Origin of the sequence: Paenibacillus sp. RC84, assembly GCF_041260495.1 — a bacterium.
GTDB lineage: Bacteria > Bacillota > Bacilli > Paenibacillales > NBRC-103111 > Paenibacillus_F.
Map to the genome: position 1 here is coordinate 682752 of NZ_JBGBYL010000003.1, position 5989 is coordinate 688740.

Annotated in this window: 3 protein-coding genes; all 3 read left to right on the top strand. The window is 40.2% G+C overall.

Features of this window, described 5'->3' with window-relative positions:
* Positions 1–3: 3 nt before the first annotated feature.
* Genes ABH899_RS10440 through ABH899_RS10450 form a run of 3 tightly spaced genes read left to right on the top strand, consistent with a single transcriptional unit; the run spans position 4 to position 5971 of the window.
* On the top strand, positions 4–4899 hold the full coding sequence (locus ABH899_RS10440; RefSeq protein ID WP_369995958.1) for an SDR family NAD(P)-dependent oxidoreductase: 4896 nt from the start codon (positions 4–6) through the stop codon (positions 4897–4899).
* A 56-nt stretch (positions 4900–4955) separates the two neighbouring features.
* Positions 4956–5693, top strand: a complete 738-nt coding sequence (locus ABH899_RS10445) for a thioesterase II family protein (RefSeq protein WP_369995960.1) — start codon at positions 4956–4958, stop codon at positions 5691–5693.
* A 56-nt stretch (positions 5694–5749) separates the two neighbouring features.
* On the top strand, positions 5750–5971 hold the full coding sequence (locus ABH899_RS10450; RefSeq protein ID WP_369995961.1) for a hypothetical protein: 222 nt from the start codon (positions 5750–5752) through the stop codon (positions 5969–5971).
* The last annotated feature ends 18 nt before the right edge of the window (positions 5972–5989 follow it).

Below are 5989 nucleotides of genomic sequence, written 5' to 3' on the forward strand. Positions count from 1 at the left end.
GTTATGAACACTGTAAAAAGATTTATATTAGATCAACTCAGCATGAAGCATATTTCCCAAACAGAAGCAGTAAATTTGTTAGCGAAGCTTCAACAAAATGAAGAAGAGAAATTAACCGAAATAGCGGTCATTGGCGTTGCAAACAGGCTGCCTATGGCAAAAAATCCAGGAGAATTCTGGGGTAATTTGGTAAATAGCAGGGTGTGTTTTGTGCCGAAACCTGAAGATAGGCTCGTTTTTGACAAAATGCTCTTAAAGAATATTGCATTTGCCGAGTATATCGGCTATAATCCATCGCCAGAAAATTATGACAAACTTGAACAGTTTCAAGGTGGTTATATTACGGATTGGGATAAATTTGATGCCGCCTTTTTCGGGATTCCTCCACGGGAGGCACGCTATATCGAACCTGAGCAAAGGGTATTCATGGAAACTGCGGTGACAGCAATCGAAGATGCCGGTTATAGCATTCCGTCGATAACCAATTCGAACATGGGTGTATTTGTAGGAAAAGATGAAACAAACTCTATCCATTATAAATACCTGACCGAAGATGATCAGATGAAACTAAGCGGATTTTGGAATGGGATCTTAGCAAGCCGTATTAGCTATACGTTTAACTTAAAAGGGCCGGCTCTCGTCCTTGATACTGCCTGCTCTTCCGGACTTGTCGCAATACATGAAGCGTGTAGTGCTCTTCGCAATCAAGAGTGTGACATGGCACTGGCGGGTGGAATTAACCTCGGCATCACTGGTTTCAACATGCAAGATAGTGATAACAAAGAAACATCAGATGAGGATATGAGTATTATGGACACCGTCCAATCCAAGGACTATCGCATCCGCACCTTTGACAAAAAGTGTAGTGGTACGGTGTTCTCTGAAGGTGTTGTTGTATTCTTATTGAAGCCGCTCAAGAAAGCGATAAAAGATGGCGACCACATTTATGGTGTGATAAAGGGGAGTTCAATAAACAATGATGGGGCTTCAAACGGTATCACGGCTCCGAATCCGCTCGCCCAGGAGGAAGTCATCATTAATGCTTGGAAAAGAGCTAATGTTTCACCTGAATCTATCAGTTACGTCGAGACACATGGTACTGGAACGTTGCTCGGTGACCCGATTGAAGTTACTGGCTTATCAAATGCTTTTTCAAAATTTACGGATAAAAAGCAATTCTGTGGAATTGGTTCTGTGAAAACAAACATCGGACATACGGTCGGTGCTGCCGGCCCTACAAATCTATTAAAAGTTCTTCTATCTATGAAACACCGGATGTTACCACCGAGTCTTCATTTTGAGGAGACGAATCCATACATTAATTTTATCAATTCACCTCTATATGTAGTCGACAAATGCATGAATTGGGATAGCGGGGAAATGCCGCTGCGAGCAGGAATAAGTGCGTTTGGTTTTAGTGGAACCAATTGCCACATTATCGTAGAAGAATATAAGGATTCTGATCTGTTACCAGACACGACGGCAAATAATGTACTTACTCTATCGGCAAAAACTGAAACCGCTTTAAAAAGCTTAATTCATAACTATGAACAATTTCTTGAGAATGAACAGGATATACCGATCGGTAACCTATGCTATACGGCGAACACGGGCCGGGGGCATTATACCTATCGAATCGCTATTGTATTCAATACCCTCAAAGACCTAACAGACAAACTTGCTATTCTGAAAAAAACCGAATTAAAAAATATGGTCAATCATAGCATTTACTATGGAAAAAATCATGTCGTATCGGATAAGCGGCAAAGTATAAATGAAGGCGATATTTCAACTAGTGAGCTAAATCGCATAACACAAGAAGCGCAAAAAATTGTTTTAACAGGAAGAGAAGTGAGTGAAAACAGTTCACAACTCTCCAAGCTTTGTGAACTGTATGTGAAAGGAGCCACAGTTGATTGGAAGCAGTTGTATCAAGATGGTTCATATAAGCGCGTTTCCTTACCTACGTATCCATTTGATAGAACACATTATTGGGCTGAACCGATTACAATGGCACAATCTATTCTCAGGAAACCGGATAGTACGATATTACATCCGCTTGTTCATCAATGTATTGTTGATTCGATGAAGCAAAGTGTGTATCTCGTTAATCCCGAACTTACAAAAGAATGGGTTGTTACCGACCATAAGCTTATGGGCACCCATCTGCTAGTCGGAACGGCATATCTTGAAATGATTAAAGAAGCATGCCAGCATTGTTTTAACAATGCAAATATTGTGATTCAGGATCTCGTTTTTATGGCCCCGTTGCTAGCTTATGAGGGAGATATGGATATCCATATTGTTATTACCCAAAATGACGTTAACGCAGATTTTTCGGTTGTATCTAGGCATGAGGAATCAACTGGGGACGTGTGGATAGAACATTCCAAGGGTACGGTTTGTATGCATGATGATACGCCGCCTAAGCAGTTGCAATTTTCAGAAATAGAATCAGCCCCCGCTTTGAAAAAGTTTAGTATTAAACAAGGGTTGGAAGAAAAAGAGCTGATTCTTAATAGTTGGGAAAGTGATAATTATTTTGGTGAGCGTTGGGAATCCATAATGAATTTCTTCACCAAAGCAAATGGTGATCGGGATGAAATTATAACCGAGATACAAATTCCAGACAAATATTTGTCTGATTTAGACCAATTTTCTTTCCACCCGGCATTGGTTGACAATGCAATTAATATACCTGTTATCCGACTCTATACGGGTGGGCGTAAACTATTGCCTTTCTCGTATAAAAACTTAAAATTCTATCGCCGGGTTCCGCGTCATTTTTATAGTAAGATTACTATTTTGACAAAGGATAATAATACAGAAGTTTTTACGTTCCGTGTCTCACTCGTGGATACATCTGGCAATGTGATCGCAGAGGCGGAAGAAGTCACGCTTCGGCAAATTAGCAAAATGAATGAGTTTAAAAAGAACGCCTTTTACGGTACAAACTGGATGTTGCAACCGGCAACGATACAAAAAACTCAGAATGTGCAAGGTAATGTATTAGTTTTTTGTGACCAGGGTGAATATTATGCTCGTGCGCTTGCAGAACAAATCCAGCATCAAGACAGTCGGTTGTTTTTTGTCTCTATCGGCAAAAAATTCAGCCAAATTGATGCAACCCAGTTTACGGTTGGTGAGGATGAGGAAGATTACGACAAACTGCTTGCTGCGATTGGTGTGAACAATCTTTGTTCGGTCTATCACTTCAGTACCGTTAACTTTACACGAACGGACGTTTCGGCGGAGCGATACGGAGAAGAATTACATCAAGGTCTCTATAGTGTGGTTTATTTGACCAGAGCGATACTTAGAACGATCCGTGATTCTGTCGAGTTTGTGTTGTTGACTGACTATGCACATGAAGTAACAGGGGAAGAAGCTTGTATCAAGCCTGCAAACGCAGCCTTTCTGGCAGTAGCCAAGTCGACTGCGACAGAGTATCCTAATCTTCGCTATCGTTGTATCGACATAGATGAGGCAACAGATATGGAGACTGTACTGGATGAGGTGTTGACGGAGAATCCAACCTTCCGCGTCGCATATCGAAACAATCAACGATTCACGGAGGCACTTACTGTAATCGAACAGAAACAAGAATCGATGAGGGAGATGGAGATTAAGCAAACGGGCGTCTATTTAATTACAGGAGGTACCGGTGGATTAGGGTTGCAAATGGCAATAGATTTAGGGAATAGGGGAGCACGAACAATCTGTCTTCTGGCTCGTAAAGCATTGCCTGACCGGTCAACATGGCAAACCTTACTTTCGAATGGAGATCGTAAACTTAGTACGCTTATTGAATCGATCTTATATCTTGAAAACCTAGGGTGTACCGTTTTGCTTCGCTATACGGATGTTAGTGATAGGGTACAAATGGAAAGCATTCTATCAGAGCTAAAAGAAGCATATGGCCCTATTAATGGCATTATCCACTGCGCTGGAATGGCAGGAGATGGATTTCTGTTTAACAAAAATATGAATACATTTCGTGATGTCGTAAGACCAAAGATTAATGGTACGGTAGTATTGGACGCTCTGACGAGAGGAGAGAAGCTTGATTTCTTTATCCTGTTTTCTTCGATGACGTCTTTATTAGGAGGACCGGGGCAAAGTGATTATACCGCGGCGAACGCTTTCCTTGATGCATATGCGCCGTACCTTCGGAAAAAAGGTATACCTGTGCAAACTGTGAATTGGCCAGGATGGAGTGAAGTGGGTATGGCAGTAGATTATCAGGTTGCTGATGCCGTTACCTTATTCCGTTCGCTAGAGACAGAAGTAGCTATTCAGGCGCTAAATGAGATCATAAAGTACGATTTAAGTAATGTTATACCAGGGCAAATCAATTATGACATTCTTCAACAAATAGGGGAGAATAATCTTCCGTTTAGACTGTCGCCATGGTTGAAGAAAAACCTTGATCGTCATATAAGTCGTCACAATACACAGAGAAAACAAGTAGCAAAACAAACGATTGCACCAGAAGATATACACATTATAGGTAAAAATGATAATTATACGACCACAGAGAATGAAGTGGCGTTCCGCTATGCTGTCGTTTTGGATCTAAGAGAGATCGATATCTATGAGAGTTTTAATTCTCTCGGAGGGGATTCAATTCATGCGATGGAACTTTTAAAGGAAATAAATGCGATATATCCTAGAACGATTGATATTACGGATATTTTTACGCACTCTTCCGTAGAAGAATTAGCGGGGCTCATTGATAAGAAGCGCGGTATCGGTAAAGAACAATCCGATGACAAGGCGGTTATTGTACCGGATTATAAATTGTCCGATGATGATATTATGTCAATGTTAGACAATGTGGAAAAAGGCAATGTATCCTCTTTCGATGAAGCGATAAAAGTAATTAAAAGTAACAAATGATACATGATTGTATCATCATATCTTGCATTGTCGAATTGTAGAAAGGGGTTATTGATATGGGCAATGAGATTAAATTGTTTTGCATTCCTTATTCAGGGGGATCCGCCGAAGTATATCGCAAATGGAGCAAATCGTTAAGTAGCGATATACAATTGTTCCCTGTGGAATTGCCGGGTCATGGCAAGAGAATATTTGAGCCACTTCGGGACGACATAGATACTATTGTTGAGGATATCACTGCTACGATAGCAAGCAATGTTGCTTCGAACGACGATTATGCGATATTTGGACATAGTTTAGGTTCATTACTTACGTTTGAAACGTATTACAAGTTAATCGAGAACGGGGTTCATAAACCGCAGCATATTTTTTTTAGCGGACGTAACGCACCGCAAAATAAGCATAACCAAACTTCAATTCATCGATTGCCAGACGAGCAATTTTTGCATGCGGTTATGAGTTATGGGGGCAGTACGCATGAAATAATTAAAAATCCGGAGTTGCTTGATTTATTCTTACCGATATTGCGCGCTGATTTTAAGATATCAGAAACATATTGTTACCAAGAGAAAAAAGATAAGATCGCTTGTGATATTACAATCATTAATGGTCGCAACGACCGCAGTGCTATCATATATGACATGAGCGAGTGGAAATATTATGCGGGTGGGGCAGCGACTTTTCATACGGTAGATGGTGGTCACTTTTTTATTACAGAGAATTATGAACCTGTTGTGGATATTATCAAGCAGACATTGAGAATATCGGATAAAATTCTCGAAACGCAAGGATAGATCGTTTTATTGTGAAATAATCATCATTTATCTTAATTGGAAAGGGGTTTTGATCAATGAATAACAAAATTATTTGGGGGATCGTATTATTAGCGCTGAGTTTGTTTCTTAAGCCGTTATTGGCGATTGTGGGGCTGAATGAAAGGTTGTTCGGATTGTATTGGCAAGGTGAAACTGTGTTTTCATTGAATCCATTCTTAGTTCGGATTATTTTAGCTGTAATCGGGATTATTATGCTTATCATCGGCGGTATGCAAGCTGCAAAGAAGAAAAAATAATTGAAAGGATAGAACATT